General features: G+C 72.1%; 26 protein-coding genes. 12 read left to right on the plus strand and 14 right to left on the minus strand.

The window, feature by feature from the left end; genetic code table 11:
• Window position 1: 1 nt before the first annotated feature.
• Window positions 2-1198 carry a kynureninase gene (gene kynU, locus ACIBP6_RS32645; RefSeq protein ID WP_397057669.1) on the plus strand — a complete coding sequence of 399 codons (1197 nt, stop codon included), beginning with the start codon at window positions 2-4 and terminating at the stop codon, window positions 1196-1198.
• On the opposite strand, the gene ACIBP6_RS32650 is transcribed toward kynU, so the two are convergent.
• Complete coding sequence (locus ACIBP6_RS32650; RefSeq protein WP_397057670.1) at window positions 1191-1565, minus strand: MmcQ/YjbR family DNA-binding protein; 375 nt, start codon at window positions 1563-1565, stop codon at window positions 1191-1193. The genes kynU and ACIBP6_RS32650 overlap by 8 nt on opposite strands.
• A 10-nt stretch (window positions 1566-1575) precedes the next feature.
• A complete protein-coding gene (locus tag ACIBP6_RS32655) occupies window positions 1576-2613 on the minus strand; it encodes a DUF2293 domain-containing protein (protein ID WP_397057671.1) in 1038 nt (345 codons plus the stop codon).
• 154 nt (window positions 2614-2767) lie between these two features.
• Here ACIBP6_RS32655 and ACIBP6_RS32660 point away from each other — a divergent pair, with 154 nt between their 5' ends.
• A complete protein-coding gene (locus ACIBP6_RS32660; RefSeq protein ID WP_397057672.1) occupies window positions 2768-3571 on the plus strand; it encodes an FKBP-type peptidyl-prolyl cis-trans isomerase in 804 nt (267 codons plus the stop codon).
• Window positions 3572-3583: 12 nt separating this feature from the next.
• Here the strand turns inward: ACIBP6_RS32660 and ACIBP6_RS32665 are convergent, their stop codons facing one another.
• Window positions 3584-4507 (minus strand): M23 family metallopeptidase, encoded by a 924-nt coding sequence (locus ACIBP6_RS32665; protein ID WP_397057673.1) that lies wholly within the window; start codon window positions 4505-4507, stop codon window positions 3584-3586.
• 112 nt (window positions 4508-4619) lie between these two features.
• Here ACIBP6_RS32665 and ACIBP6_RS32670 point away from each other — a divergent pair, with 112 nt between their 5' ends.
• On the plus strand, window positions 4620-7349 hold the full coding sequence (locus tag ACIBP6_RS32670) for an AfsR/SARP family transcriptional regulator (protein WP_397057674.1): 2730 nt from the start codon (window positions 4620-4622) through the stop codon (window positions 7347-7349).
• Between the two features lies 1 nt (window position 7350).
• Here ACIBP6_RS32670 and ACIBP6_RS32675 read toward each other — a convergent pair whose 3' ends face one another.
• Together ACIBP6_RS32675 and mads6 are read right to left on the minus strand one after the other, a co-directional pair.
• A complete protein-coding gene (locus ACIBP6_RS32675) occupies window positions 7351-7872 on the minus strand; it encodes a GNAT family N-acetyltransferase (protein WP_397057675.1) in 522 nt (173 codons plus the stop codon).
• Window positions 7869-9215: a methylation-associated defense system protein kinase MAD6 gene (mads6, locus tag ACIBP6_RS32680; protein WP_132612565.1), complete on the minus strand. Its 1347-nt coding sequence runs from the start codon at window positions 9213-9215 to the stop codon at window positions 7869-7871. Before mads6 ends, ACIBP6_RS32675 begins: the two co-directional genes overlap by 4 nt.
• 61 nt (window positions 9216-9276) lie before the next feature.
• Between mads6 and ACIBP6_RS32685 the strand changes: the two genes are divergently transcribed.
• Window positions 9277-9894 carry a DJ-1/PfpI family protein gene (locus ACIBP6_RS32685; protein ID WP_397057676.1) on the plus strand — a complete coding sequence of 206 codons (618 nt, stop codon included), beginning with the start codon at window positions 9277-9279 and terminating at the stop codon, window positions 9892-9894.
• A complete protein-coding gene (locus ACIBP6_RS32690; protein WP_397057677.1) occupies window positions 9891-10337 on the plus strand; it encodes a MarR family winged helix-turn-helix transcriptional regulator in 447 nt (148 codons plus the stop codon). Before ACIBP6_RS32685 ends, ACIBP6_RS32690 begins: the two co-directional genes overlap by 4 nt.
• Here ACIBP6_RS32690 and ACIBP6_RS32695 read toward each other — a convergent pair.
• Window positions 10321-10818 (minus strand): hypothetical protein, encoded by a 498-nt coding sequence (locus ACIBP6_RS32695; RefSeq protein ID WP_397057678.1) that lies wholly within the window; start codon window positions 10816-10818, stop codon window positions 10321-10323. The genes ACIBP6_RS32690 and ACIBP6_RS32695 overlap by 17 nt on opposite strands.
• Before the next feature lie 398 nt (window positions 10819-11216).
• Here ACIBP6_RS32695 and ACIBP6_RS32700 point away from each other — a divergent pair, with 398 nt between their 5' ends.
• Window positions 11217-11486 (plus strand): hypothetical protein, encoded by a 270-nt coding sequence (locus tag ACIBP6_RS32700; RefSeq protein ID WP_397057679.1) that lies wholly within the window; start codon window positions 11217-11219, stop codon window positions 11484-11486.
• A 222-nt stretch (window positions 11487-11708) separates the two neighbouring features.
• On the opposite strand, the gene ACIBP6_RS32705 is transcribed toward ACIBP6_RS32700, so the two are convergent.
• Window positions 11709-12275 carry a C40 family peptidase gene (locus ACIBP6_RS32705; RefSeq protein WP_397057680.1) on the minus strand — a complete coding sequence of 189 codons (567 nt, stop codon included), beginning with the start codon at window positions 12273-12275 and terminating at the stop codon, window positions 11709-11711.
• 783 nt (window positions 12276-13058) lie between these two features.
• Here ACIBP6_RS32705 and ACIBP6_RS32710 point away from each other — a divergent pair.
• Complete coding sequence (locus ACIBP6_RS32710; RefSeq protein WP_132612577.1) at window positions 13059-13388, plus strand: STAS domain-containing protein; 330 nt, start codon at window positions 13059-13061, stop codon at window positions 13386-13388.
• On the opposite strand, the gene ACIBP6_RS32715 is transcribed toward ACIBP6_RS32710, so the two are convergent.
• From ACIBP6_RS32715 to ACIBP6_RS32730, 4 genes are read right to left on the minus strand one after another with little or no spacing between them, the layout of a single operon-like run.
• Entirely contained in the window at window positions 13354-15543 is a 2190-nt protein-coding gene (locus ACIBP6_RS32715; RefSeq protein ID WP_397057681.1) for a terpene synthase family protein, read from the minus strand. The two genes, ACIBP6_RS32710 and ACIBP6_RS32715, sit on opposite strands and share 35 nt — an antisense overlap.
• A 2-nt stretch (window positions 15544-15545) precedes the next feature.
• Window positions 15546-16928: a family 2B encapsulin nanocompartment shell protein gene (locus tag ACIBP6_RS32720; RefSeq protein ID WP_397057682.1), complete on the minus strand. Its 1383-nt coding sequence runs from the start codon at window positions 16926-16928 to the stop codon at window positions 15546-15548.
• Window positions 16929-16931: 3 nt separating this feature from the next.
• Entirely contained in the window at window positions 16932-18341 is a 1410-nt protein-coding gene (locus tag ACIBP6_RS32725; RefSeq protein WP_397057683.1) for a family 2B encapsulin nanocompartment shell protein, read from the minus strand.
• 46 nt (window positions 18342-18387) lie between these two features.
• Entirely contained in the window at window positions 18388-19437 is a 1050-nt protein-coding gene (locus ACIBP6_RS32730; RefSeq protein ID WP_397057684.1) for a polyprenyl synthetase family protein, read from the minus strand.
• Between the two features lie 189 nt (window positions 19438-19626).
• Here ACIBP6_RS32730 and ACIBP6_RS32735 point away from each other — a divergent pair, with 189 nt between their 5' ends.
• From ACIBP6_RS32735 to ACIBP6_RS32755, 5 genes are all read left to right on the plus strand, one after another.
• Window positions 19627-20808: a zinc-dependent alcohol dehydrogenase gene (locus ACIBP6_RS32735; protein WP_397057685.1), complete on the plus strand. Its 1182-nt coding sequence runs from the start codon at window positions 19627-19629 to the stop codon at window positions 20806-20808.
• 52 nt (window positions 20809-20860) lie between these two features.
• Window positions 20861-21910, plus strand: a complete 1050-nt coding sequence (locus ACIBP6_RS32740; protein ID WP_397057686.1) for an NAD-dependent epimerase/dehydratase family protein — start codon at window positions 20861-20863, stop codon at window positions 21908-21910.
• 102 nt (window positions 21911-22012) lie between these two features.
• The gene (locus ACIBP6_RS32745; protein ID WP_397057687.1) at window positions 22013-22477 is read left to right on the plus strand and encodes an ATP-binding protein; all 465 of its coding nucleotides are present in this window, start codon (window positions 22013-22015) and stop codon (window positions 22475-22477) included.
• Between the two features lie 78 nt (window positions 22478-22555).
• On the plus strand, window positions 22556-23455 hold the full coding sequence (gene folP, locus ACIBP6_RS32750; RefSeq protein WP_397057688.1) for a dihydropteroate synthase: 900 nt from the start codon (window positions 22556-22558) through the stop codon (window positions 23453-23455).
• 11 nt (window positions 23456-23466) lie between these two features.
• Entirely contained in the window at window positions 23467-23865 is a 399-nt protein-coding gene (locus ACIBP6_RS32755) for a DUF1992 domain-containing protein (RefSeq protein ID WP_397057689.1), read from the plus strand.
• Here the strand turns inward: ACIBP6_RS32755 and ACIBP6_RS32760 are convergent.
• From ACIBP6_RS32760 to ACIBP6_RS32770, 3 genes are read right to left on the minus strand one after another with little or no spacing between them, the layout of a single operon-like run.
• Window positions 23862-25646 (minus strand): ABC transporter permease, encoded by a 1785-nt coding sequence (locus ACIBP6_RS32760; RefSeq protein ID WP_397057690.1) that lies wholly within the window; start codon window positions 25644-25646, stop codon window positions 23862-23864. The genes ACIBP6_RS32755 and ACIBP6_RS32760 overlap by 4 nt on opposite strands.
• Before the next feature lie 5 nt (window positions 25647-25651).
• Complete coding sequence (locus tag ACIBP6_RS32765; protein WP_397057691.1) at window positions 25652-26392, minus strand: ABC transporter ATP-binding protein; 741 nt, start codon at window positions 26390-26392, stop codon at window positions 25652-25654.
• Window positions 26389-26922 carry a PadR family transcriptional regulator gene (locus ACIBP6_RS32770; protein ID WP_397057692.1) on the minus strand — a complete coding sequence of 178 codons (534 nt, stop codon included), beginning with the start codon at window positions 26920-26922 and terminating at the stop codon, window positions 26389-26391. Before ACIBP6_RS32770 ends, ACIBP6_RS32765 begins: the two co-directional genes overlap by 4 nt.
• Window positions 26923-26968: the final 46 nt, after the last annotated feature.

Here is a 26968-nt window from a genome sequence, read left to right on the forward strand (position 1 = left end):
GGTGCCTGATCGCCACCATTGCCTCGCCCTCGACGCCGACGATCCGCTGCGGGCGTTCAGGGACGAGTTCGTGCTCCCCGAGGGTGTCGTCTACCTCGTCGGCAACTCGCTGGGCGCGCTGCCGCGCCGTACCGCCGAGCGGGTACGGCGGACGGTCGAGGACGAATGGGGCAAGGAGCTCGTCGGCGGCTGGAACACCGCCGGCTGGTACGACCAGCCGCTGCGGGCCGGCGACCGGATCGCCCCGCTGATCGGCGTGGGCCCCGGCCAGGTCGTCGCGGGCAACACGACCTCCATCGCGATCTTCCAGGCGCTCGCGGCGGCGCTGCGGCTGCGGCCCGACCGCCGGGTGATCGTCTCCGACGTGCACAACTTCCCCACCGACCACTACATCGTCCAGGGGCTGGCCGGGCTGCTCGGCGGCTACGAGGTGCGCGACCTCGCCGAGCGGCGCTTCGACGACGCCGCCGTGGTGCTGCTGTCGGAGGTCGACTACCGGACGGGCGCCCGCCAGGACGTACCCGCCGTCACCGCCGAGGCGCACGCGGCCGGGGCGCTCATCGTCTGGGACCTGTGCCACAGCGCCGGCGTCATGGAGGTGGACGTCTCCGAAGCCGACTTCGCGGTGGGATGCACGTACAAGTACCTGAACGCCGGCCCCGGCGCGCCCGCGTTCCTCTACGTGAACCCGCGCCACCACGCCACCGCCGAGAACGTGCTGTCCGGCTGGTTCGCCCACGCCGAGCCGTTCGCGTTCGAGGAGGGCTTCCGCCCGGCCGAGGGGATCAGGCGGTTCGCGGTGAGCACGCCGCACGTGGTGTCGTTCGCGGCCCTGGAGGCGGCGCTCGACATCTGGGAACGCGTGCCGATGGCGCAGGTGCGGGCCAAGAGCATGGCTCTGACCTCGCTCTTCGTCGAGCTGGTCGGCGACGCGCTGGAGCTGGCCTCGCCCGCCGACCCGCAGGCGCGCGGCAGCCAGGTGAGCTTCCGCCACCCCGACGGCTACCCGGTGATGCGGGCGCTGATCGACCGCGGCGTGCACGGCGACTTCCGGGCGCCCGACATCCTCCGGTTCGGCTTCGCGCCGCTCTACACCTCCTACACCGACGTCCACGACGCCGCCGCCACGCTGCTGGAGGTGCTCGGCAAGGAGCTCTGGCGCGAGGAGAAGTACGCCCGCCGGCTGTCGGTCACCTGAGCTCGTCGAGCAGCTTGACCGCGCGCTTGGGCGCGACCGCGCGGTAGCTCTCCTCGACCCAGTCGAGCAGCACCTCCGACGGCGGCAGCTCCGCCCCGAACGGCACGGTCACCCAGCCCGCCTTGCCCAGGCCGTAGCCGCTGGGGGCCGCGCCCTCGACGCTCAGCGCGTGGCCGTGCGCCGCCGAGCGCAGCTTCACGCCGAACGTCGGTCGCCACTTGTCGGTCGGCTCCTCCACGCCGAGGAAGAGGAAGATCTTCTTGCCGACCTTGATCACCGTGTCGCCCCACGGGTGATCCTCGCGGGCCTCGGGCAGCCCGAGCGCGAACGCTCGGAGCTCTTCGCGGGTCTCGCGCCAGTCGCTCATGTTCTCGCCCCTAACCTCGGAACTCGGTGAGCTTGCGGTCGATGGCGTCTTTGATGCGGTCGCGTGCCTCCATGCGGGGCACGCCCGCCATCAGCAGCCGGTCGTAGTCGGTGTCGAGGTGGCGGATCGAGGCGATGACGGCGAGCGTGATGGCGTGCTCGTCGAGCGCCTTGGCCGCCGCGGTCCGTCCCACCCGGCCGCTGCCGCGCTGGGCGGCGTGCCCGGCGATCTCCCGCGCCCGCTCCTCCGGACAGCCCGGGAACAGCCGGCCGATCTCGGCGGCCATCCGCGCCTGGAAGTCGACGTCCTGCTGCTCCCTGCGCTCGCGGTCGCGCTCGCGGCGGCGCTGCCGTACCTCCTCGTCGGCCAGGCAGCGCTCCTCCGCCGCGGCCAGCGCCGCCTCCTCCACCAGCACGCCGACACGCTGGTAGACCTTGCGCCGCCGGTTGTAGCGCACCACCACCGCCGACAGGCCGCTCTCCTGCTTGGCCCGGCGGCTCAGCGCCGCGTGGCCCGACGGCAGGAACACCAGGTGGTCCAGGTCGGCGCAGGTCAGGCAGTGGGTCCTGTCGTCCTCCATGATCAGGTAGGGGCCGGTGTCGCCGCACGACGCGCACGTCCAGGCGTCGAGTGGGGCCACCGCGACCAGGTCGGGCGCCTTGCTCTGCGCCTCGGTGAGCCGACGCACCCGAGCCTCGCCGAGGTCGGGGGAGAGCCAGTGCACCCGGAACGGCTCCTGCTCCGGCCCCGAGATGAAACGCAGCTCGCGCCGGTCGCGGGTGCCGGCCACGTACGGCGTCTCCACCGGCTTGAGACCCTTCGCCCGCGCCCAGTCACGCAGCAGGACGGCCGTGGTGCGCAGGCGCTCCTCGTCGACCGCGGCCAGCTCGGCCAGCGTGGCCGCCCGGCCCTGCCGCCAGAGGTCGACGTGGCGGGAGTGCAGCCAGCGCAGGCCCGTCACCACGTCGATGAACGTCACGTACTTCCGGGTGGTCAGCGCGACCTCGGCCGCTTCGGCGACCCGGCGCGCCAGGTTCGGCTTGCTCACCGGGCCTCCCCGGCCGGGCCTGTGAGCGTGGCGCTGTGTCCGTCGGTTGTCACGGCCCTAGTTTCCCGCGCCTTTGCGCATGAGGCGGCTTTCCTTGCACGACTTGCGGCAAGTACCCCTTCGGCCTCGCTGAACCACGGGCCTGGAGGAAATCGTGCGTCTGTTCTGGCCCGCCCTTCTCATCCTCGCCACCTCGTGCGGCATGGCGGAGGGCGGTACGCAACCCGTCGTCACCGGCGAGTTCGGCAGCAAGCCGAAGGTCGCCATCCCCAAGGGCAAGCCCGGCCGCACGCCGCGGATCACCGTGCTGTCCATGGGCACCGGACGGCGTACGGTCCCGGGCGACGTGGTGCTCGCGGACGTCGACATCCGCCGCTGGTCCGGCAACCAGCCGTACATGAGCACCTACGACGGCAACCAGCCGACCACCGTGGTGTTCGACGGCAGGCGGGTGTCGGAGACCTGGCGGCAGTCGCTCATCGGCCGGCCGGCGGGCAGTCGCGTCATGCTGGTCGGCCCGGCCGCCGAGGCCCTCGGCCCCGACGTGCCGCTGACCGGGCTCGCGCCCGCCGACATGCTCGTGCTCGTCTTCGACATCCTCGGCGGCTACCCGCCGGACGCCCGCCTCGTCGGGCGTGCCCTGCCGGTCGTCCCGGCCGACCTCGCGCCGGGAGAGCCGGCGCGCACGCTCATCGACGGGTCGGGCCGCACGGTCGAGGCGGGGTCGAAGGTGGTCGTCCAGTACGTGGCCGCGTCGTGGCCCGAGAGGACCGTCGTGGACTCCTCGTACCGAAGGGGAGGGCCCAGCGCGTTCACGCTCAAGGAGGGCGCCGTGCCGGCGGCCTGGCTCGGCGCCCTCACAGGGCAGCGGGTGGGCAGTCGCGTGGCCGTGGCGTCGGCGGGTGAACCGCCGATGTTGTACGTCATCGACGTCCTCGACACCATCGGCCACGCCTAGCGCCCGGGGGCGTCAGCCGCAGTGCTCGAACGGGCTGTCGTACCGCGACGACCCGGCCGAGCCGCCCCACTTGACGCACGTGCTCGCCGCCTGCGCGGTGACCGGGCCGGCGTAGTAGCCGAAGTTGCCGGAGTCCGTCCGTCTCGTGCCGCCCTGCACCTCCAGGTACGCGCTGACGGCCGTGGCCGTGCCGACCGAGGTGGACTTGAGGGTGACGACGCAGTTGTTGCCGTTGCCGGTGTTGTAGAGCAGGTAGACCGTGCCGCCGGTGAGGCCGGCCGAGTCGATCACGTTGTAGCCCGAGCCGCAGACCTGCTCCGGCGTGTACGGGTTCGCCGAGCCGCCGCAGTTGCGCGAGGTGAGCGTCTGCTGCGGGTACCCGAACGTGACGCCGTTGAAGACCGCCCGCTGGATGTTGGACGGATAGCTGCTCCCGAGCCGTACCTCGTAGTGGAGGTGAGGCGAGATGTTGTTGCCCGGCCGGCTCGTGTTGCCCACGGTGCCGATCCGCTGGCCCTGCGAGACCGACTGCCCGGCGCTGACCGAACGGGTGTTGAGATGCGCGTAGTACGTCGACCAGCCGCCCCCGTGGTCGATCTTGACCAGGTTGCCGAAGCCGTTCGTGGAGCCCTGGTGGGCGGAGATCGCCACCGTGCCGGCCGCGGCGGCCACCACCGGGTCGCCGAGATCGGCGCCCGCGGTGCTGCCCCGGTTGAAGTCGATCTCGTACGACTGGTGCGCGCTGCTGGCGCTGGAGTTGCCCGTCCAGCTCTGGCCGCAGGGGAACGGCAGCTGGAAGTTCGTGGCGAGTGTCTGGATCGGGTCCTGGGCCTGTTCGGGCTGCGGTTGTGGCTGGGGATCCGCGGCGGCCGCGGGGGCCGCCGCGAGGGTGAGTAACAGGGCGAGGCCCGCGGCCATTGCTCCGCTGAGCTTCATGGGGTGATCCTTTCCCGAGGGAGATCTGAGAACAGGGTCCGCGCGGCCCGTACAAGAATCGTCCAGAACCGATACAAAGAGCTGTCAGGCCTCTGTAGAGGAGCTGATGCGGATGACGGTCACCTTCCACGTGCTCGGGCCGCTCGAGGTGCGCTCCGACGGGCGTCCCCTCCGGATCTCCGGCAGGAAGCCGCGGCTGCTGCTCGCCACCCTGCTGCTCGACGCGGGCCGCGTGGTCTCCGCCGACCGGCTGGTCGAGGTGCTCTGGCCGCAGCGCCCGCCGCGCTCCGCGCAGGCCAACCTGCGCACGTACGTCAGCTCGCTGCGCTCCGGCCTCGGGGCGGGGTGGCTGCGCGCGGACGGCAGCGGTTACGCCATCGACGTGCCCGGCGGCGCGCTCGACCTGCTGGTGTTCGAGGAGCTGGTCGACCGGGGCGACTACGCCGGGGCGCTCGCCCTGTGGCGCGGGGCCCCGCTGTGCGACCTGCCCGGCAGCCCGCTGTGGGACCGCAGGATCGAAGCCCTCGACGCGTTGCGCCTGCGCGCCGCCGAGGCGCTGGCCGAGCGCCGCATCGAGGGCGGCGACCACGACGGCGCCGTCAGCGCGCTGCGCGCGCTGCTGGCCGAGCACCCCTACCGCGAGGACCTGTGGAGGCATCTCGTGCTGACCCTGCACCGCGGCGGGCGCAAGGCCGAGGCCCTGCGGACGTACGCCGCCGTGCGGGACCGGCTCGTGGACGAGCTCGGCGTCGAGCCGGGGGCGGGGCTGCGGGCGGCGTACGAGGTGATCCTGGCGGACGACGCGCTCCCGGCCGCGCCCCGCCAGCTCCCGCCCGATCTGCCCGACTTCACCGGACGGGCCGGCGCGCTGGCCGAGCTGCGCGGGCCGTTCTCCGTCGCGGTGATCTCGGGGCCGCCAGGGGTGGGCAAGTCGGCGCTGGCCGTGCACGCGGCGCACACCCTGCGCACGGCGTACCCGGCCGGGCAGCTCTACCTGGAGCTCGGCGGCCGGGACCCGGCCGGGCCGCTGGCCGAGGCGCTGCGGGCGCTCGGCGTCGAGCAGCCGCCGCCGACCGTGCCCGAGCGCTCGGCGCTGCTGCGCTCGCTGCTGGCCGAACGTCCCATGCTGGTGCTGCTGGCCGACGCCCGCGACGCCGCCCAGGTGAGGCCGCTGCTGCCCGGCAACGGCAGCGCCGTGATCGTCACCAGCCGGCGCAGGATCACCGAGCTGCCCGGCGCGGTGTGCGTCCAGCTGGGGCCGTTCGAGCAGGAGGAGGCGCTGACGCTGCTCGGCCGGGTGGCGGGGGCGGAGCGGGTGGCGCGCGAACGCGAGGCGGCCCGCGCCATCGTGGCCGCCTGCGGCGGGCTGCCGCTGGCCGTCAGGAACGCGGGCGCCCGCCTGGCCGCGCGCCCCGGCTGGTCGCTGGCGGTGCTGCGGCAGCGGCTGCAGGACGACTGGCTCGCCGAACTGGGTGACGTACGGGCCACCCTCGACCACGGGTACGCCCGGCTGCCTCGCGAGGCCGCCCACGCTCTCGGCACGCTGGGCCGGCTCGGCGCGCGGGCCCAGCCCGGCTGGGTGGTCGACGCGGCACTCGGCCGCCACGTCACTGACCTGCTGGTGGACGTCAACCTGCTCGACCCGGTCGGCACCGACCCGGCGGGCCAGCCGCGCTACCGGGTGCCCGACCTCATCGGCCGCCACGCCCTCGAACGCGGCCCCGCACTGCTGGGCGACGGCGTGATCGGGCTCGACGGCGGGTTCGACGGCGGATTCGACTGTGCGCTTACCGGCGCGCTCGGCGGTGTGAGCCGGATGCTGGCGGCGTGGACGGCGACCGCCGAGCACGCCATGGCCCGGCTGCCCACCACCGTCTTCAGCCTCACCGCCGACCGGGCGCCGCGCCGCCCGCTGCCGGCGCACCAGCTCGAACGCCTGACCGCCGACCCGGTGACGTGGTTCGAGGCCGAGCACGAGGCGCTCGCGGACGCGGTCGAGGCGGCGGCCGGGCTCGGGCTCGCGGAGCCCGCGTGGGGGCTGGCCGCCGCCATGGTGCCGTACCTGGATCTGCGCTGTCACCTCGGCACGTGGCGGCGTACGCACACGGCTGCCCTGACCGCCGCCCGCGCGGCCGGCGACCGGTACGGCGAGGCCGCCATGCTCAGGGGCCTGGCCCAGGTGGACCTCTACCAGGACCGGTACGACGAGTCGGCCGCCGGCTTCACCCGCTCCCGCCGGATATTTCGCGATTTAGGCGACAGCAGGGCCGAGGCCATCTCCATCTGCGGGCTCGGCGCGGTCGCCCAGTTCCGCGGCCGGAACGCCCGTGCGCTCGCCCGCTTCCGCCAGGCCCTGGCGGTCTTCCTGTCCGTCGGCGACCGGCATGGCGAGGCGTTCGCCCGCCAGGCCATCGGCCGCGTGTGCCTGCAGTCAGGAGACCAGCACGGCGCGCGGGAGTCGCTGACCCGGGCCGTCCTGCTGGCCAGGGAGCTCGGGGACGCGCACCGCGAGGGCTGCGTCTGCCTGCAGCTGGGCCGGCTGCACCGGGAGATGTCGTTCCACCGGCACGCGCTGGAGATCTTCGAGTCGCTGGGCGACCGGCACTGCGGGGCGTACGCGCTGCAGGATCTGGCCGGGCTGCAGGCCGCCCAGGGCGACCTGGTGCGGGCCTCCACCGGGCTGGAACGCTCGCTCGCCGTCTTCAGGGAGCTGGGCGACCGCAGCGGCGAGGCGTCGGCCACCCAGCTCCTCGGCGAGCTGCACCGGTCGGCCGGGCGCACGGGGCTCGCGCTCGACTACCTCAGGCACGCCGGCGCCCTGCGCCGCAACCTGCCCGCCTGAATCAGTCGGACGAAGGGGCGAGGTCGGAGCGGAGCATGCTGTAGAGCACGCCGTCACGCCACTCGCCGGCCCGGAAGCCGACACCGCGCAGGACGCCCTCGCGGGTGAACCCGGCCTTCTCCAGCGCCCGCTGCTCGGCCACGTTGGTGATCTCGGTGGAGGCCTCGACGCGGTTGGCCGTCGAGTGCTCGAAGAGGTAGCGGGCGAGCAGCCGCTGCGCCTGGGTGCCGTGGCCCTTGCCGCGCCGCTCCGGGGCCACGATCAGCCCCATCTCCCAGTAGTGGCTGGCCCGGTTGGCGACCCGCTTGCGGAACGAGACGAAGCCCACCGGGTCGTCGCCGTCCGCGATGATCAGCATGCTGTGGTCGTCGCCCAGCAGCCCGTCCTCGGCCCACCGCTTGCGCATCGCGTGCGGGTTCTGGAAGCCGTACCACTCGAACTCGCCGCCGCCTTCGGGGTCGCTCGTGAGGCGGTGGAGGAGGGAAAGATCTTTCTCGCTGACAGGTCGAAGGCGAATGGTCATGAGCCGGACACTATGCGACGGACGAGCCGTCTGAGCCGCGACTCATGAAGCGGGGCGTGCTGCAGGGCCGCGAGCGCCTCGGCCGCGCTCGGGCGCTTGCCGGGGGAGTGGTCGAGCATCCGGCGCACGACCTCGGGCACGTCGGGACCGTGGGCGTCGGCGCTGGTCGGCAGGTGGCCGGTGAGCAGCTGGTAGGCGATGACGCCGGCCGCGTAGACGTCGGAGGCGGTGCTCATCTGGTCGGCCCGCTCCTGGCACTCGGGCGCGACGTAGTGGGCGTCGAGCACGTTGCCCAGCTCGTGGACCAAGGTGTAGTTGCGCGGCCCCGGCTTGGCGTAGTCGAAGCCGGTCAGCACCGCGTGGCCGTCGTCGGTGACCAGCACGGACGCTGGGGTGAGCGCACGGTGGATCACACCGTTGGCGTGGGCGTGCGCGAGCCCGCTCAGCAGGTCCTGGATCACGCCGAGCCGGGCGCCCTGGCCCAGCGCCAGGTGCAGGGCCTGGCCGTGCACGTCGTCGAGCACCAGCACGAACCGGCTCTCGTCGTCGATCGCGAAGAAGTCGCGCGAGCGCACCACGCACGGGTGGGGCGGGATGCGGGCCAGCGTCTGGTAGGCGTTGGCGATGCGCTGCCGCTCGGCCGCCCGCGCCTCGTTGTCGGCCAGCGGGTCGGCCTGGTAGACCCGCAGCAGCACCGTCTCGCTGCCCGGCAGCGTGGCGTTGAACGCGCGATATTCGGTGACCTTGGCGTCGCCGCCGAGCTGCTCCTCGACCTCCCAGTTGCCGAACCGGGGCGGCGCCTCGCTGCGGCGCACGGTCTGGTTGAGCGCGTCGAGGATCGCCGTCAGATACGGCCGTACGTCGGGGCTGCAGCCGCGCCTGACCCGCGAGACGTCGCTCATCGTGGCGATCAGGCGGGGCAGGTCGGTGACGTTGACCGCGTCGCGCCCGGCCGGGTCGACCAGCTCGGCGTCGGGCGAGGTGAGCACGACCAGGCTGTCGACGTAGACGCGTTCGAGCTGCGTGGCTCTGGAGACGAGCAGGCCCTTGAGCGCCTTGGCCGTGCCGCGCAGCTTCGTCACGGGAGAGCCGAACGCCTCCCTGCGCGGCGGGAACCAGCGCACGCCCGACACCTCGATGCGGCCGCGGGTGCCCTTGACGTCGACCACCACGAGCGAGTGGCCGGTCAGGACGATCAGGTCGACCTCGAACACGTCGTGGCCGCGCGGGACCTCGACGTTGTGCAGCAGCAGCCAGTCGGCGGGGGCGTGGTCGCGCAGATAGGCGATCACACGCCGCTCCGCGTCGTTGACCGGACGTCCTCCGCCGACGATCTGTGCCATGCCGTCTATCCTCGCACGGGTTCCCATTGACAACATGTTGTCGTAATGACAAGATGTTGTCATGAAGCGAATCGTTCACCACGCCGTCTACGACACGCTCGCCGACTGGGAGACCGGGCACGCGACCGCACACCTGCACAGTGGGCGCTACCACCGCGAGCCCGGCGGCTACGAGATCGTCACCGTGGGCCTGACCGCGGACCCGGTCGTCACCATGGGCGGCGTGCGCATCGCCCCCGACCTGACGCTCGACCAGCTCTCGCCGGCCGACAGCGCACTGCTCATCCTTCCCGGCGCCGACCTGTGGGACACCGGTGACACGCTGGCGCCGTTCGCGCGCAAGGCGGGGGAGTTCCTGGCGGCGGGGGTGCCGGTCGCGGCCATCTGCGGCGCCACCGCGGGGCTCGCCCGAGAGGGGCTGCTCGACGACCGCGACCACACCAGCGCGGTGGTGCACTACCTGATGGCCCAGGAGGGGTACGCCGGCGCCGCCCGCTACGTCGACGCCGACGCGGTGCTCGGGGGCGACCTCATCACGGCCGGGCCGACGGAGCCCGTGGCCTTCGCCAGGGAGATCTTCCGCCGGCTCGACGTCTGCCGGCCCGAGGTGCTCGACGCCTGGTTCCGGCTGTTCGCCAGGAGCGACGCGACGGCCTTCGAGGTGCTGGCGGCGGCATGAGCGAGAGCGCCGAGCTGTTGTCGGGGCTGGCGCTCGGGGCGTTCCGGCTCAACGGCCAGTTCCTGCACGTGGCCGAGGGGCTGGCCCGGCCGGTGGGGATGACGGCGGCGTGGTGGCAGGTCCTCGGGGCCGTCCTGCGTGAGCCGCTGCCGGTCGCGGGGATCGCCAGGGCCATGGGGATGACCCGGCAGGGTGTTCAGCGGATCGCCGACCTGCTGGTGGAGCGGGGGCTGGCCGAATACCGGCCCAACCCGGCCCACCGCCGGGCCAAACTGCTGCAGCCCACGGACGCCGGCCGCGCGGCCATCGCCGAGATCGTGCCCGCCCACCAGGCCTTCGCCGACCGCCTGGTGGACGAGCTGGGCGTCGAGACCGCGCGCGACTGCCTCCAGGCGCTCCAGCGCCTCTCGGCGGCCCTCGACGGCCTCACTGACCAGCCGTGACGGCCGCCGCCTGGACGGGGCGGGGCCTGCGGCGCGGCTTGAAGACCGACAGTGCCGTGGCCGTCACCAGGAGGACGGCCTGCGCGGCCGGCACGGCGACCTGGCCCCACTGACGGGCGTCGCCGGCGGCCCGCCCGCCCGCGGTCGCCGCGGTCATCCCCTCGGGGTCGAACAGGAACATGCCCAGACAGATCACCCCCACCAGCAGCACGAACTTGGCCGCCACCCAGAGATGCCGGAACACCCCCCACCGGCTGGTCAGGCCCAGCACGACGCCGGTGGCCAGCGCGACGAGGCTGAGCGGCATCCCGCCCGCGAACACCAGAGCGGGCATCAGCCCGTAGGCGGCGTGCGCCAGGCCGGTGTCCTCGGTCAGCGCCGCCGCCGTGTTCAGCACGGTCAGCGCCCACACCTCGCCGAGCAGCGCGACGGACGCGATGACGTGAATGACCAGAATCGTCTTGCGGATACGTGGCCGCATCGCGCTCACCTCCTTCAAGGAATCCACACCCATCGTCACGGCCCCGCCCGCGGGGGGCATCGGCCGGAAGTGGGCTTCCCGGCTACGCCGGTCGGCGTACGACGACCCCAAGTTTCGGGCGATCGTTTCCTAAAGGCCGGTGAACGGCCACCGCGCAATTCTCGCGGACAGCCAAACTAAACCGGCCCAGGTATTTCCGGGCGACGATTCTCCTCGCGTTCCGCCGAAGGGCGAGAAAACCCCGCACCAAGAAAGCGAGGTGTCGCCTTGACCCCGAAGATGGCTATCTGGGTTGCGGTTTTCGCTGCCTGCCGCAATGGTTATGGGCGGCACCTCACAGCCCTGCAAAAACGACTATGGCGCTGGATTTCCGCGCCGTTCCATGGAGGAAACACAACATGATCCGTCGCATTCTGGCCGGTGCCGCAATCGCGGCCGCGGCCCTCGGCTTCTCCGCCTCCGGAGCGCTCGCTGACGGCCCCAACGCGTACAACTCGGGGCAGAACATCCTGAGCCAGTTCAGCGCCCTCAATGACGTGTCGGTGCTGAACAAGGTCCTGAACGACTCGATCAAGTACGTCGACCTCATCTCGATCCTGGACATCCAGGACGTCAACGCGAACGTCCTGAGCAGCCTCGACGACGTCAAGGCCAGCGACCGGAGCTGACGGCTCCGCGCGGAGCGGACAGGAGGCCGATCGGCGATTCCCGTGGGACCCCCGCGGACCGCCCGGCCAAGGTCGCCCTCCTGGGCGCCCGCGAGATGAACGGGAAACTGTCGTGGAAAGTCGCGAAGCCACGGCACGGGCTTGGTGCGCACCGAGTTCTCAGACGCCGCGCGGCCCCGGTCGATCACTGCAGGACGACCGGGGCCGCGCGGCCTCGTCCGGTCAACCGCGTTCGGCGAAGGCGGCGCTCTCGCCGGGCCGGACCACCCCCATGAAGGTCCGCCGCTCCAGCGGGTCCACCCGCACCGACTGGCCGGTGTACGGCGCGTGCACCATCCGGGTGGCGTCCAGGACGATCCCCACGTGCTCGGGCCCCGGACTGTCCGCGTTGTTGTCGTAGAAGACCAGGTCCCCAGGCTCCGCCTGCTCCTTCGGGACGCGGGCTCCGGAGCGCCACTGCTCCTGCGTGGTCGTGCCGATCATCACCCCCGCCCGCGCCCACGCGTACTCGGCCAGGCCCGAGCAGTCGAAGCCCCACGTCCTGGCCCCCTTGCCGATCCCGTAGCCGGGGCCGCGCACACCGCCGCCGCCCCACGAGTACGGGACTCCGATCATTTCGATCGCCGCCCGCGCCACGATGGCCCCGGCCGGCGACCGTGCGGCGAGTGCCTCGGACGGCCGGCAGATCGTCGTCGCGCAGTCGTGCGCGCCCGCCGCCGCGGTGGACTGCGAAGTGAACAACATCGCCTGCGCCAGCGCTATGGGCAGCAGCGGCCTCAGTGTATTCATGGCATATTCAGCGCTCCCGTGGTCGTCCGTGCCGATTTGTACGGCACGTGGCAAGGTCGATCATTCCGCCACCTCTATGGGGATAAAACGTCCTTTGGTCGCGTGAGATGCACATATGGCCATAAGCTGAAAAATTGCCGTTCAGCCGATTCCGGACAAAACCCAACCAATCTGGATATATCGAGACCGATGGCGGTTTGTGGGGCAAGAAAAATGCCGGAGGAGTGCCGGCGGTCGCGTCGGGGCCGGATCGTGACACGCCGACAATGCGTACGGATGTTTCCGGGAAATATCGGCGGGCCATGCGGATGGCTCTCGGATACGCGTATTCCGTGCTGATTCCCGGTGCGGAAGGAGTAGGAAAGGCGGAGCATTCCGCGGGCTCCCCGCAGCGGCCACCGGCCGGGAGCGCCTCGGGCTGCGACGTCCCCGGCGAGCGCCTGGACCGTCCGCGAGGCGACTCCGCCGCAGGTCAACACCCCTGGCGGTACCTATGCCCCGCCGGACGGGGACGCGGTGAGCCCCGTCGGGGTAGATCACCCTTCCGAACGGCCCGTCGTCTGTCACGCCCGTGGCCGGCGCGGGTACGGGCGGCCTGTTCGGAAAGCGCTCCCCTCCATACTTTCCCCGTAATACGGTCATATCACGGCGAAAAATACATAGTGCCACATAGCTCGTGTAGCCTGGATTCGGGCTAATCGCCGGAATTGTTCGGTGGTCATCCCGGCCGCCGAGAGTACGGCAGGACAACCCCCAGAGCGCGTGTTGGGGGGTGCGTGGAGTGTGGACATCCAGGAGCGGCTGCTCTACCAGGACGAGCAACTGAGGATCACGGTGGCCATGGCGCCGGGCGTGCCGACCGTCACCTTGTTCGGCCAGATCGACGCCAGCAACAGCCCCGCGCTGGCCAGTGCGCTGGCCGAGTGCCGCACCGGCCCCCACATCGTCGTCGACATCGGCCGCCTGACCTTCGTCGACGTCTCCGGCCTGCGGGTGCTGGCGCTGCCCGCGCTGCCGCCGTCACAGCGGTGGATCCGTCTGCACAACGTCACGCCGTACCAGCAGCGGCTCCTTCACATCATGGGGTGGTCCTGCCGGCCGACGGCACCCTAGGCACGATCAGCGCGGCCGACGTGCCAAGGCCGGTAGGCCTACCGAGCCGGAACGGGCGCGGCTGGTGGTGGCGGCGCAGCGTCGCCTCGTCGTAGCGGAAGCAGCCGCGGTGCCAGTTGTAGATGCCCGCCAGCCAGTCGCGCAGCTCGGCCACGAACGCGTCGAGGTCGCGCCGCGCCCCGGCGCCGAGGCCGAAGTCGTCGCACACGATCGGCAGCTCATGCTCGACGATGTGCTCGAACTGCCGTACCCGGGCGGCCAGCAGGTCGTCGACGATGGACAGCGCGGTGGGGTGGTCGCACCCGAAGAAGTTCTGCACCACCAGGACGCAGTTGTGCACCTCGCCCTCGAACTCGATCTCCTTCTGGTACGAGAAGACGTCGTTGAGCAGCGCGCCGGCGTCCATCATGGCGTTCTCGGCGGCCACCATCGGCCCGCTGGCGTAGAACTCGTCCGGGATGCCCTTGGAGTGGCGCAGCCGGGACAGGCTCATCGTGAGCTGGGAGCCGAAGGTCAGCCTGCGCATCTCCAGGTAGTCGACCGGGTCGGGGACGCGGTGGGCGATCTCGCCGGCCAGCTCCCACAGCCAGCCCTCGCACATCTCCTCGACGGCCGCCCGCAGCTTGCGCCGGTCTTCGGGCGGCATCGGCCCGGCCGTGCGCGCCCACACGTCGGCCAGCCCGCGTTCGAGTGCGTTCGCCGGCGGAGGGGCGGGCGTGCCGTCGAGCGGCATGCAGCCGCCGAACCGGTCCACCGTGACCTTGGCCGCCGCCAGGTTGCGCGTCCGGCCGAAGACGACGGGGAAGTAGTCGTCGCCGTACGTGCCCCAGGCCAGCCAGAACGAGGCCAGGTCGAGCTCCTCCGGGGTGGCGTCGGGGTGCAGGCCCGCCGCGCAGAGGGGCAGGTCGTAGTCGACCAGTTTGCGCTCGTCCCACACCGCCGCGCCGTTGTGGGGTTCGAGCATGCCCATGCTCGCGCACCAGGCCACCGTGCTGCGCCGCGCGTGGTCGAGGTGGGGTGACAGGCGCAGCTCGTACGGCACGTACAGGTCGGGGATCACCGACGGCCGCACCCGCTGGTACGGCACGTGCGTATGGCTGCGCACCCGCTTGGCGCCCACCAGGTCGGTCAGCGGCGACATGCCGAACGGCCGGTCCTTGCGCACGTCCTGGTTCATGTAGCGGCTGGAGCGCATGTGCCACTCGTGCCCGCCCGACTGCCAGTCCTGCAGCCCCTTGACGTAGGCCATCACCCCGGCGGCGCTGACGGGGTCGATCATGTGCTCGGCGAACAGCGGACCCAGCTCGGTGAAGACCGTGTGCTCGAACTGCTGCAGTCGCGAGGTGAGCAGGTCGTTGACCGCGTCGGCCGCCTCCTGTGTGCCGCAGCCGAGAAACTTCTCCAGCACGAGCACGCCGTTGCTCAGCTCGCCCTCGTCGCCGACCTCCCGCTGGTAGGAGAACAGGTCGTTGCGCAGGTGGACGGCGTCGGAGAAGGAGTCGCGCAACACCCGCATCGGCCGGGTCGCGGCGATGCGGGCCGGTACCTCGGCCCCCACGGCGTGCTCGACGAGCCCGGCGGACCAGGGCGCGCCGCCGACCTTGCGCCGCATCTCGATGTACTCGACCGGGTTCGCCACCCGGCCCCGGTTGATGTTGGCCAGCTCCCAGAGCGACTCGTTGAGCAGGTTGCGGGTGCTCTCGGCGAAGCGCGCCCGCCAGCCGGCCGACATGCCCGGCACCGTACGCGGCCACAGGTCGGCCAGCCCCGCCTCGACCGGGTTGACCGGCTCGGGCACGGCCCCGCCGTCGCCCATCGGCATGAACGCGGCCAGCCGGGCCAGGTACTCCTTGCCGCCCGCCAGGTCGCCGGTGCGCTTGAAGACCTCCAGGAAGTGGTCGTCGAAGAAGAACACCCACACGTACCAGTCGGTGATCAGGCAGAGCTCGGCGGCGTCGCAGTCGGGATGGGTGTAGCCGCACAGCAGCGGATAGTCGTGGGCGTCGAGGTCGGCCTGCTCCCAGACGCCCGACCCCTCCAGCATGCCCATGTCGCGCGCCCACCGTCTGGAGTGCACGCGCGCCTCTTCGACATGCCGGTTGAGCCGGGCGGGGTACGGCACGTAGAAGTCGGGCAGGACGAACGGCTGGGACAAGGTCACTCCTTGACGTGAGAGTTCAGCTCGACGCCCTCCAGCACTCCGAGGGCGTCCGGTACCAGCACCGCGGCCGAGTAGTAGGCGCTGACCAGGTACGACGCGACGGCTCTCGGGTCGATGCCGGTGAACGTCACGCTCACCCCCGGCTCGACCTGGCCGGGCAGCTCCGCCGGGCGCAGGCCGACGACGCCCTGGTCGTCCTCGCCGGTGCGCAGCACCAGGATCGAGCTGGTGCCGGTCCGGCTCACCGGGATCTTGTCGCAGGGCAGGACGGGCACGCCGCGCCACGCCGTCAGCCGGGAGCCGTGCAGCTCGACGCTGTCGGGGTAGATGCCCCGGGCACTGCACTCGCGGTGGAAGGCGGCGATGGCGCGCGGGTGGGCCAGGAAGAACCGCGACTTCTTCCTGCGGCAGAGCAGCTCGTCCAGGTCGTCGGGGGTGGGCGGGCCCGTGCGGGTCTGGACGCGCTGGCGCGGGTCGGCCTGGTGCAGCAGGCCGAAGTCGCGGTTGTTCAGCAGCTCTCGCTCCTGCGACTCGCGTATCGCCTCGACGGTCAGCTTGACCTGCTGCTCCTTCTGATCCATGGGGTCGTTGTAGAGGTCGGTGACCCGGGTGTGCAGGCGTAGCACGGTCTGCGACACGCTCATCACGTACTCGCGGGGGCCGGGGTCGTAGTCGGCGAACGTGGTGGGCAGCGCCGGCTCGCCGCGATGCCCGGCCGCCGTGACGATCGCCGCCTCGCCCCACCGGTTGCGCGGCCGGGCGAGCAGGGCGCGGTGGCGGTCGAGCGCCTCGCGCAGCGCCGGCGACCGTTCGGCCAGGGCGTGCAGCTCGGTCCACGGGAGGGCCAGCACCGTGCACGGGGTGCCGGCCTCCAGCGTGTGCTCCCACACCGCGCCCTCGGCGGGCGGGCCGGAGCCGGCATGGTCGCCCCCGGCCAGCGAGCCGGCGACGACGCGGTCGCCGTACGCGCCGGTCTGCAGCTTGATCGCCTTGCCGTGCGCGATGATCAGCAGTTCGCCGGCCGGCTGTCCGGCCCGGACGATCGGGTCGCCGCGCTCGTACTCCCGCTGCTCGAAGCGCCCCGCCAGGGTGTCCAGCACCGGGTCATCCGCCAGGCCGCCCAGAGGGGGCAGCTCGGCCAGGCTCGGCGGGACGACCCGGACGCGGGAGCCGGCGTTGGAGAAGCTCACCCGGCCGCCGCCGACGGGGTACGTCAGCCGGCGGTTCACCCGGTAGACCCCGGCCTCGACGTCCACCCACGGCAGCACCCGCAGCAGCCAGCGCGGGGTGACCTCCAGCGTCTGCGGGACGGTCTTGGTCGTCGTGGCGAGCGCGCGCGCCGCCGCGGTGTCGAGGCTCAGCCGTTCGGCCCCCGTCATCGGCTAGTCGTTCCGGCCGAGCTCGACGTCCTCCAGGACGCCGAGCGCGTCGGGCACCAGGACGGCGGCCGAGTAGTAGACGCTGACCAGGTAGGAGATGATCGCCTTTTCGTTGATGTTCATGAACCGCACCGACAGGCTCGGCTGGTACTCGTCCGGGATGCCGGTCTGGTGCAGCCCGACGACGCCCTGGTTCTCCTGGCCGGTACGCATCAGCAGGAACGACGTCGTGCGCGTGGTGGAGACCGGGATCTTGTTGCACGGGAAGATCGGCACGCCGCGCCAGGCCGGCACCCGGTGCCCGCCGACCTCACTGGCCTGCGGGTAGAGGCCGCGCTTGCTGCACTCGCGGCCGAAGGCGGCGATGGCCTGCGGATGGGCCAGGAAGAACGCCGGCTCCTTCCACACCAGCGCCAGCAGGTCGTCGAGGTCGTCGGGGGTGGGAGGGCCGGAGCGGGTGCGGATGCGCTGGCTGAAGTCGGCGTTGTGCAGCAGGCCGAACCCCCGGTTGTTGATCAGCTCGTGCTCCTGGCGCTCGCGCAGGGCCTCGATCGTCAGCCGCAACTGCTGCTCCAGCTGGTTCATCGGCTGGTTGTACAGGTCCGAGACCCGGCTGTGCACGCGCAGGACGGTCTGGGCCACGCTCAGTTCGTACTCGCGGGGGCTCTGCTCGTAGTCGACGAACGTGCCGGGCAGCACGGCCTCGCCGACGTGGCCGGCGGACAGGTCGATGGCGGCCTCGCCGTAGTCGTTGGTGGCGCGCGAGCCGCCGGCGCGCCAGGTGTCGACGTGCTCGCGCAGGGCGGGGGACTGCGCGGCGATCTGGTCGAAGTCGTGCCGCGAGAGGCTGAGCACGGTGGTGGCCGTCTTGGCGCGCGCGGTGAAGGCGTACTCGCCGCCGTCGGTCAGGGACTGCTCGCCGAGGTGGTCGCCGTCGGCCAGCACGCCGAGGTCCTGCTCGTCGCCGTACGCGCCGCGCCCGATCTTGGCCACGCGGCCGTGGACGATCAGCACGAGCCGGTCGGCGGGAGCGCCCTCGGAGACGATTCTCTCGCCCGCCTCGACCTCCCCCTGGGTGAAACGGCCGGCCAGCGCTTCGAGCACCTCCATGTCGTCGAAGCCGCGCAACAGGGGCAGCTCGGTGAGCTCGGCCGGGATGACCCGCACCTCCGACCCGGTCGCGGTGAAGGTGATCCGGCCGTCCCCCAGTGTGTAGGTGAGCCTGCGGTTGACCCGGAACACGCCGCCGGAACACTGCACCCACGGCAGCAGCCGCAGCAGCCAGCGGGAGGTGATCTCCTGCATCTGCGGCGGGGTCTTGGTCGTGGTCGAAAGTTGCCTCGCGGCGTCGGTGCTCAGACTGAGCTGCCCGTCCCCGTTTCCGGGCATGGTCGAGTGCGTCGTTTCCGTCATGATGCTCCGCCAATCTCAGAGTGCGGCCTGGTGGTGGGAGAAAAGATCATTTGGTGCGGTGGGCGAGCCGGTCGGCCATCAGCGCCAGCTCGTCGGCCGCCTCGGGGGCGACGCGCGCCTCGGCGAGGGCCGACATGGCCTCCCGCACCCGCTCGCCGATCAGCGTCTCGACCCTGGCCAGCGCGCCGGTCTCGACGAGGATCCGGCGCAGCTCGGCGGCGCGGTCCTCGGTCAGCTCGGGGTTGCCGTGCCAGGTCCGCAGATGGGCGAGCTGGGCGGGGGTGGCCTGCTGGACGGCGTAGGCGAACATCACCGTCTGCTTGCCCTCGCGCAGGTCGTCGAGCGCGGACTTGCCGGTCTCCCGCGACGAGCCGAACGTGCCCAGCACGTCGTCGCGCAGCTGGAACGCCTCCCCGAGCGGCACACCGAACCGCGAGTAGGCGTCGAGCAGGTCGAGGTCGGCGCCGGCCAGGGCGCCGCCGATCTGCAGCGGCCGTTCGACGGTGTATTTGGCGCTCTTGTAGCGGATCACCGTCAGAGCCTCGGCCTCGGTGGCCCCGGAGCGGAGCTGGGCGAGGACGTCGAGGTACTGGCCGCTGATGACCTCCGTGCGCATGGCGTCGAACAGGTGGTGGGCGGCGCGCAGCCGTATCGGGTCGATGCCGCACGACGACAGCAGCGCGTCGGCCCAGGCGAGGCTGAGCGTGCCGAGCAGGATGCCGCCGGCCCGGCCGAACGCGTCGGCGCCCGGTCCGCGGTGCAGCAGGGCGAGGTTGCGGTGCACGGTGAACCGGCCCCGGCGCAGGTCGCTGTCGTCCATGATGTCGTCGTGGATGAGCAGGCCCGCGTGGCACAGCTCCAGGGCCGCGGCGGCGCTGACGATCTCCTCGCAGTCGCCGCCGCCGGCGCCGCGCCAGCCCCAGTAGCACAGCTGAGGCCGCACGCGCTTGCCGCCGCCCATGATGAAGTCGGTCAGCAGCGTGTACGCCGCCTCGACGCCGGGATCGGAGATGGGAGTCCGGCAGGACCCCAGAAAGCCGCTGAGGCGTTCGTCGATACGTGAACCCAAGGTCTGCTGGGTGAGGCCCACCGGCATGGGTGCGGCTCCTTCGGTGCGTCGGTGACTACCATCAGTTACTCATCGAATACGAACCGTGTAAAGAGTCTTCCGCCACTGGAGTTTTCTCTTGCCTCAGCTGTACCGAATGGCCCAGAAAGGCTCGCCGTTTGAGGCTCTATGTAGGGGTATGCGGCAGTTGTGCCCCCGGCAGTGAAGGAGACGAGCATGAAAGCAGTCACCTGGCACGGCAAGCGCGACGTACGGGTGGAGGAAGTCCCCGACCCGGCCATCAAGGAACCGAACGACGCGATCATCAGGGTCACCAGCAGCGGCATCTGCGGCTCCGACCTGCACCTGTACGAGGTGCTCGGCCCCTTCATGGCCGAGGGCGACATCCTCGGGCACGAGCCCATGGGGATCGTCGAGGAGGTCGGGTCCGGCATCAGCACCATCAAGCCCGGCGACCGCGTCGTCATCCCGTTCAACATCGCCTGCGGGCACTGCCACATGTGCGGGATGGAGCTCTACGCGCAGTGCGAGACCACCCAGGTGCGCGAGCACGGCATGGGCGCGGCGCTGTTCGGCTACACCAAGCTCTACGGCCACGTGCCCGGCGGGCAGGCCGAGTACCTGCGGGTGCCCGAGGCCCAGTTCGGCCCGATCAAGGTCCCGGAGGGGCCGCCGGACGAGCGCTTCGTGTACCTGTCCGACGTGCTGCCGACCTCCTGGCAGGCCGTCGAGTACGCCCACATCCCCGAGGGCGGCAGCGTGGCCGTCTTCGGCCTCGGCCCCATCGGCCAGATGAGCGCCCGCATCGCCCGCCACCTGGGCCACCGCGTCATCGGTGTGGACGGCGTCACCGCCCGCCTGGAGATGGCCCGCCGCCACGGCATCGAGGTCGTCGACGCCAGCGAGGTGTCCGACGTGCCGGGGGAGATCCGGCAGCGTACGGACGGGCGCGGCACCGACTCCGTCATCGACGCCGTCGGCATGGAGGCGCACGGCTCGCCCGCCGCCAAGCTCGCCCAGACGATCACCGGGCTGCTGCCCGACGTGGTCGCCGCGCCGCTCATGTCGAACGCCGGCGTGGACCGGCTCGCGGCGCTCAACCACGCCATCGACTCCGTCCGCCGCGGTGGCGTCATCTCCATCACCGGCGTCTACGGCGGCATGACCGACCCGATGCCGATGCTGCGCATGTTCGACAAGGGCATCACCATCCGCATGGGCCAGGCGAACGTCAGGAAGTGGATCAGCGCGCTCATGCCGCTGCTCACCGACGACACCGACCCGCTCGGCGTGATGGACTTCACCACCCACCGGATGCCGCTGGAGCAGGCGCCCGAGGCGTACGAGATGTTCCAGAAGAAGGCCGACGGCGCGGTCAAGATCCTGCTGAAGCCGTAACGGGGCAGTTCACGCGCGTTTCACGGGCCCTGCCCCGGGCAGCGGAGCACGCATGAGAGTCGTTGTGGTGGGAGCCACCGGGAACGTCGGCACCGCCGTGGTGCGCGCACTGGCCGCGGACGACAGCGTGACCTCGATCGTGGGCGTCGCCCGGCGGCTGCCGGGCTGGCGGGTCGATCGCACCGACTGGCGTCAGGCCGACGTGGCCACCGCCGACCTGGCGCGGATCTTCGACGGTGCCGACGCCGTGGTGCACCTGGCGTGGCTGTTCCAGCCGACCAGGAGCCCCGCGGTCACGTGGCGGGCCAACGTGCTGGGCAGCATGCGGGTCTTCCGCGCGGTCGCCGAGGCCGGAGTGCCGTCCCTGGTGCACGCCTCCTCCGTGGGGGCGTACTCGCCGGCGCCCAAGGACCAGCCGGTGGACGAGAGCTGGCCCACGCACGGCTGGCCCGGCGCCGCGTACGGGCGGGAGAAGGCGTACGTCGAGCGGGTGCTCGACGTCTTCGAGCACGACCACCCGACCGTCCGCGTGGTGCGGATGCGTCCCGGGTTCATCTTCCAGCGGGCGGCGGCCACCGAGCAGCGGAGGTTGTTCGGCGGACCGTTCGTGCCCGGGCGGCTGGTCAAGACCGGACGGGTCCCGTTCGTCCCTGACATCCCCGGGCTGCGGATGCAGGTGCTGCACGCCGAGGACGCCGCGCAGGCGTACCGGCTGGCGGTCACCGGGCGGGCGCGGGGCGCGTTCAACCTGGCGGCGGAGCCGGTGATCGGCCCGAACGAGCTCGCCGGGCTGCTCGGGGCCCGCACGGTGCGGGTGCCGGAGCGCATGGCCAAGGCGGTCATGGCCGCGGGCTGGCACCTGCGGCTGCTGCCCGCCGCGCCGGGGCTGCTGGAGCTCGTCCTGCGGATGCCGATCATGAAGACCGACCGGGCCAGGGAGGTGCTGGGGTGGACGCCGCGGCACTCGTCCCTGCAGGCCCTGCGCGAACTGTTCGACGGACTGCACGACGGCGCCGGCATGGAGACCGCCCCGCTGGCGCCCGACAAGGGGCCGGCGGGCCGGGTGCGCGAGCTCGCGACGGGGATCGGCCGGCGGCCGTGACGTCATGACCTCGCGCAGCCCGTTCCCCGCAGGTGAGGGAGGGGGCCGCGCGAGGCCGCGCAGCGCGGCTTCCGTGTCGTCCGTCATGACACGAGGAGACGCATGCGCACGCTGATGGCCGAAGCCTTCACCGAGGTCGACATGACCCGGCTGCGCCGAGCGGTGGCGGAGAAGGCCGAACAGGCGGGGCTGCACGGCTCACGCAGGGACGACTTCGTGCTGGCGGTGCACGAGAGCGTGGTCAACGTCGTGGAGCACGCGGGCGGCCGCGGCTTCCTCAAGCTGTGGACGGTGAACGGCGTCATCTGCTCCGAGACGACCGACCACGGCGCCGGCATCCCCGAGGCGTACGTACGGGAGGACCGCACGCCGTCCGAACGCGCCGACTACGGACGGGGCATCTTCCTGATCCGCCACCTGTGCGACGAGGCCGACTTCCGCACCGGCCCCGGCGGCACGACGGTCCGGCTGACCATGCGGTTACCGCGCCGGCGCGTCCGCGGGGGCATGCGAGGGATCCGGGTGTCGGCGCCCGGATCCCGGCTGCTCGGCCGTTTCAGCACCTGATCCCGCCCCGTCTGACCTGGCCCAGCTGAGCCGGCGACCCGCCAGGTAGTCTCGAGGGGACGGAAAGGGATCACTACGTTGAGCGGCGAGAAGCTTTCCCCCGGGATCATCTCCCCCGTCCGGCGCATCGGTCGGCGGGAGTTCGACTTCGAGCGCCAGGTGGCGATCATGGCCATCGTCAACCGCACGCCCAACTCCTTCCACGACCAGGGCCGCACCTTCGCGCTCGACAGCGCGGTGTCGGCCGCCGTCAAGGCCGTGGAGCAGGGCGCCGACTGGGTCGACATCGGCGGGTTCGCCTTCAGCGCCGCGCAGGATCCGATCGAGGCCGCCGAGGAGATCGAGCGGGTCGTGCCCGTCATCACCCGGGTCAGGGCCGCCACCGACGCCGTGATCTCGGTCGACACCCACCGGCCCGAGGTGGCCAGGGCGGCCGTCGAGGCCGGGGCCGACGTCATCAACGACACCAACGGGCTGCGCGAGCCGGGCATGGCCGAGGTCGCGGCCGAGACGGGCGCCGCCGTGGTCGTCACGCACAGCCTCGGCGGCCCCGGCCGGCGGGTCCTGCGGCCGAGCTACGCCGACGTCGTCGCCGAGGTGGCCGCGTACCTGCGGGAGCGGGTCGCGTACGCGCTGAAGGCCGGTGTCGGGCCCGACAAGATCGTCATTGATCCCGGCCACGACCTGAACAAGAACACCTTCCACTCCCTGGAGCTGACGCGCCGGCTCGAGGAGATCACCGCGATCGGATACCCGACGCTGGTGGCGCTGTCCAACAAGGACTTCATCGGCGAGACCCTCGACCGGCCCCAGGGGCAGCGGACCGAGGGCACGATCGCCGCCAACGTCGTCTCCATCCTCAAAGGCGCCCGCATCCTGCGCGTGCACGACGTGGCCGCGACGGTCGCGTCCGTACGCATGACCGAGGCCGTGCTCGGGTGGCGCGGGCCCATGGCACCCAGTCACAACCTCGCGTGAGGAGACCGCACGTGACCGAACGCAAGCCCGTCGGCTTCCCCTTCGAGACCTGGATCGACCGGCAGATCCGCGAGGCCGAGGAGCGGGGCGAGTTCAACGACCTGCCGGGCAAGGGCAAGCCGCTGCCCGGGCTCGACCGGCACCTCGACGAAATGTGGTGGATCAAGCAGAAGATCGAGAGCGAGGGGTTGTCGATGCCCCTGCCGCCCACCCTGGCGCTGCGCAAGGAGGCGGAGGAGGCGCTGGCCGAGGCGCGCGGCGCCCGTTCCGAGACCGAGGTGCGGCAGATCGTCGAGGACATCAACCACAAGATCCGCGAAGCGATCAGAACCGGCCTGTCCGGCCCTCCGCTCAACCTGATGCCGTACGACGTGGACGCGGTCGTCTCGGAGTGGCGCGGGCAGCACTAGCTTTCGGCGCTGAGGGCCTGCGCCACCGGGCGGCGCGCCGCCAGGCGTGCGGGCAGGGCGGTGAACGCCGCCGTCGCCAGGAGGGTCGCGAGTGCGGCGCCGAGCAGCCAGGAGGAGGGGGCGTCCACGGCGTTCCTGGCGGCGAAGAGCGAGAGCAGGCCGACGCCCAGGGGAACGCCGACGATGGCGCCGGGCAGGCTGGGCAGGAGCTGGGCGGTGGACAGTCCCGCGGTGATCTGCCCGGGGGTGGCGCCGAGCGTGCGGGCGATGGCCATGTTCGCCCGGGCCTCCATGGCAGTGGTCCAGGTGAAGGTGATGGTGTTCACGACGGCGAGTGCGACCAGCAGGATGGCGACGGCCAGCATCAGGTGGCGGCCGTGCTCGCCGCGCAGGTTGGGCAGGGCGGCGGAGCCGTCCAGCCCGTAGCCCCTCTCCGTCTGGGCGTGGATGGTCAGCAGGGCGACGATCGCGATCACCGTGGTGGCGGTGGAGCACGCCTGCAGCACGGCGCGGCCCGGTCTGCGGGCGGTCAGCCGCAGCCCGAGCAGCAGCGGCGTGGGCAGCAGCGCGGACAGCGCGGTGATCCAGGGGCGGTGACGGGGCTGGTGCGCGGTGGCGGTCAGCGCCGTGACGGTCGCCGTGCGCAGGGCGCGCAGCGTGGGGCGCAGGGTGGACAGCACCGCCACCACCACGGCGAGCACTGTCGCCGTGGCGACGGTGGCGCCGGTCAGCCCGGCGGCGTCGCCGATCCGGCTGGCGGTGGGACTGGCGATGACGGGCGCGGTCACGCGGGCGACCGCCAGCCCCAGCGCGTCGCCGGCCAGCGCCAGCGCCAGGTACTCGGTGAGCAGGACGGTGGCGATCAGACCCGGGGCGGCGCCGACCGCCTTGAGCAGCCCGGCCCGGCGCGTCTGCTCGGCGGCGCGTCCCGCGGCCAGCGCGGCCACTCCGGTGACGGCCAGGAAGCTGATCAGATAGCTGCCGACGACCAGGATCGGCTGGCTGTGCTTGAGGATGCCCATGTCCTGCTGGGCCGTGAACTGCCAGGAGTGAGAGTTGATCCGCACGGCGGAGTCGCGGTGGGCGTCGCGGAAGGTCTCGGTGGCGGCGGGGTCGCGCAGCTTGAGGTCCAGGGCCATGGTGACCGGGAGATCCCGGGACGACGCCAGTTTCCTGGCGTCAGATCGGGTCATCCAGGCCAGGCCGCTGTAGTCGGTGGGGCCGCCGCCCGGGCCGATCTGCGCCGCCCCGGGGTAGACGGAGGTGGCCGCGGTGACGGCGATCCCGACGACCGGGTACGACCGGCCGGCGATGGTGACGCGGTCGCCGGCGCCGACGCCCAGCGCGGTGGCGAAACCGCGTTCGAGGACCGTGCCGCCGGAGCGTACCCAGTGGCCCGAGGTCACCAGCGGCCGGTTGACCGCGCCGGGCTTGTCGGCGAAGCCGTGCACCACCACGTTGGGGCTGAGGCCGCGTGCGGTGAGATCGGCGTAGACGATGCGGTACGGGCCATGGTGGGCGACCACGTCGGGAGCCTCGGCCAGCGAGGCCAGGGCCGAGGCCACGGCGGGGCCCGTGTCGCCGGAGAGCGCCACCACGTCCGGCCCGGCGGTGGCCGTGCGGGTCCGCTCGTACAGCGCCTCGCTCACGTCGCGCAGGGACAGGCCGAGGGCCATCGTGGCGGTGGCCACGGTCACCGTGAGCAGGAGCATCGCGGCCTGGGCCTGGTGCCTGCGGAGGTCGGCCAGCACGAGTCGCGCGACGAGCACGATGGAGCCCATGGCGTTCAGCCCTCCAGCCCGATCAGCCCGCCCAGCCCGCGCGCGTGGGAGCCGGCCAGCCAGGTGTCGTCGACGAACATCCCGTCGCGCATCGAGACCAGCCGATCCGCTGTGGCCGCCACCCGTTCGTCATGCGTGACGATCACGAAGGTCTGCCCCGCGGAACGCAGCTCCTCGAAGATCCTCAGCACGTCGAGGGTCGCCGCGGTGTCGAGGTTGCCGGTCGGCTCGTCGGCCAGGACCATCAGCGGGTCGTTGACCAGCGCGCGAGCGACGGCGACGCGCTGACGCTGCCCGCCGGACAGCTGCGACGGCAGATGCCGGGCGCGCTCGGCGAGCCCGGCCCGTTCCAGCAGCAGGCCCGCGCGCCTCCTGGCCTGACGGCGCGAGCGCCCGGCCAGCAGCGCGGGCAGCTCCACGTTCTCGGCCGCCGACAACTCCTCCACCAGGTGGAAGGCCTGGAAGATGAAGCCCACCGACCGGCGCCGCAGCCGCGCCAAGGCTCGCTCGCTCATGGTGTCGATGCGCCGCCCGGCCACCCACACCTCCCCACCGGTGGGCCGCTCCAGGCCGCCGAGCAGGTGCAGCAGCGTGGATTTCCCGCAGCCGCTGGGGCCCATCACCGCCAGCATCTGTCCCTGGGGCACCTCCAGGTCGACCTCGTCCACCGCGCGGACCCGGCTCTGCCCCTGACCATGCGTCTTCACCAGGCCGCAGGCCCGGACCGCGGCACCTGACACGTTCATCCACCCTCGACTTCGTCATCGACCTTGGACCAGACCCGCTCACAGGCATCCAGCCAGCGCAGGTCCGCCTGCAACCGCAGCACGACCCCTTCCAGCAGCAGGCCGGCTCCCGCCCCGGCCGGCTCGGCCAGCGCGGCGTGCTGCGCCTCACGCAAGCGGCGCAGCAACTCACGGCGCTGCGCCGCGATCAGCTCCACCGGGTCGGCCAGCCGGGCCGCGGCGGCAGCGGCGAGCTTGAGATGGAACTCCGCCAGGTCCGGTTTCGGCCGGCCCACCTCGGCCAGCCAGGCCGTCACCCGTTGCTGCCCGGCCGGCGTCAGCGCGTAGACCTTGCGCTCGGGCCGCTCGGGCAGGCCGTCCGCCCGCTCACAGACGACGAGCCCGGCCTTTTCCAGCCGGGCCAGCGTCACGTAGATCTGGCCGGGGTTCATCGACTCGCCCAGCGGGCCGAGGCTCTGCCGCAGCCGGGCGCGCAGGTCGTACCCGTGTGACGGCTCTTTGGCGAGCATCGCCAGCACTGCGTCTTGCACGCGGACCCCCTAACGGTTAGCCAATAGATAGCGGTTACCCGTAAGG

The sequence above is a fragment of the Nonomuraea terrae genome (assembly GCF_044465245.1).
Classification (GTDB): domain Bacteria; phylum Actinomycetota; class Actinomycetes; order Streptosporangiales; family Streptosporangiaceae; genus Nonomuraea; species Nonomuraea terrae.